The organism is Trueperaceae bacterium (assembly GCA_036381035.1).
Classification (GTDB): Bacteria; Deinococcota; Deinococci; order Deinococcales; family Trueperaceae; genus DASRWD01.
In genome coordinates this window covers 1-1,500 of record DASVDQ010000139.1, presented here as the reverse complement: position 1 = coordinate 1,500, position 1,500 = coordinate 1, and the positions used below count along the sequence as shown (strand labels likewise).

General features: G+C 67.7%; 2 protein-coding genes. Both read left to right on the top strand.

The window, feature by feature from the left end; all coding sequences use genetic code 11:
* Window positions 1-290 precede the first annotated feature (290 nt).
* Window positions 291-617: a hypothetical protein gene (locus VF202_14940; GenBank protein ID HEX7041411.1), complete on the top strand. Its 327-nt coding sequence runs from the start codon at window positions 291-293 to the stop codon at window positions 615-617.
* Between the two features lie 340 nt (window positions 618-957).
* Window positions 958-1,455 (top strand): hypothetical protein, encoded by a 498-nt coding sequence (locus tag VF202_14935; GenBank protein HEX7041410.1) that lies wholly within the window; start codon window positions 958-960, stop codon window positions 1,453-1,455.
* Window positions 1,456-1,500 lie beyond the last annotated feature (45 nt).

Below are 1,500 nucleotides of genomic sequence, written 5' to 3'. Positions count from 1 at the left end.
GCTCGCGACGGGCGGCCTGGTTCCGGTGATCTTCCATCGCACGGAGTCCCCGGGCGCGGCGCGGTTCACCACGACGCAGGTGACCATGATCGACGTCGGGGACGTGCTCGACACCCAGCGTCGCCGGCGGAACAAGCTCGTTGAGCAGCGAGAGACGCGCCTCCTGTAGCCGGCCCAGCCCCGGCCCCCGTCGCTGCCCGTGGTGTGGAATCGGCGGGGGCCGGCTGTAACGCTCGCGTCCTCCCGTCCGATGTCCAGGTGACAGACCACTCCACACCACGGGAGGACGCATGTTCCGTACGTACAACTTCACCGTCGCGACCTGGAGAGACATCACCACCATCAGGGGCCACATGACGGTCGGTGAGCTCGACACCACGGGCGCCCCCGACCTCGGCACGCGCAAGATCTGGAGCCCCGCAGACCTGAACGTGCGCGTCACGGGTTGCTCGCACCCGCAGACGCTCACGATGCAGGAGTACGTGGCGACGGTCGGCCACATGGCATGCTGCGCCGCTCGGCACAACTGGGACGACATGATCACCCTGTTGTCGCCATGCACGATTCAAGCTGAGGTAATCGACCACCCGGCGCGTGGGTCTAGGAATGGCGCGTAGAGGGTGATAGAAAGGGCCCGTCGGCAGCCAGCCGACGGGCCTTTTCAATGCACGGGCAAGGTCCAGAGTCCTCTGCGGATAGTCAACCCGGCAGGCCGCCTGCGCGCTGGCCACGCGCCATTACGGTGGGGACGCCCGCGTAATGTCCATATCTCTAGCGGACGGCATATAGATGCCGATCCGCTAGACGTGCTGGGTCGAGAAGTCCGCGACGTTACTGCGGGGGCCAGTGGGGGGGAGCCCCGCCGGGGGCCCCCTCCCCCTGCCTCCCTACGGTCTTGACAGTGCGACTACGCTGTAGGGGCCCGAGCGTCGCCGTCTACCCACGAGGGCACTACCTATGGCTCGTCAGGGCTACTGGTGGTGGAGCCAGCACGTCTACAACGCCAGCGCCGCGCCCCACGTCTCACAGGCGTACATCTTCGACACGCAGCCTCCGCCCGGATCGACGGTCGAGAGGCTGCTCGGCCGGATCACGGTCGTAGTAGCGCTGAACGCCCAGCTCGAAGAACACCTCACGTGGCCCGTCTTCGCGGGGGTGCATACGGGCCCCAGCGTCATGAGCCCCGTCGCGAGCACCACCCCCGGCTACATGGGCCAAGAGTGGCTCTGGTGGGAGATGATCCACGCCACCGCGACGGACGTCATCTCGGGCGTCACGGACCCGCCCATCACGGCGGGCCGGACCACGGTGCCGATCGACGTGCGCGGCAAGCGTGTCCTGCAGGACCCTCAACACGTACGCGCGGTGACCGCGCTGCCCGGCGGCACTCCAGGTAGCCCCGGGTATATCCGCATCATGCTCCACTGGCGCGCGTTCATCCTCTACCCCCCGTGAGCGTCGCCGGACGTCTCCTGGCCCAGCGCCATCCGATGGGTCGTG

Coding starts and splice junctions, on each gene's coding strand:
- VF202_14940 (HEX7041411.1), top strand. CDS start 291: ATGTTCCGTACGTACAACTTCACCGTCGCGACCTGGAGAGACATCACC.
- VF202_14935 (HEX7041410.1), top strand. CDS start 958: ATGGCTCGTCAGGGCTACTGGTGGTGGAGCCAGCACGTCTACAACGCC.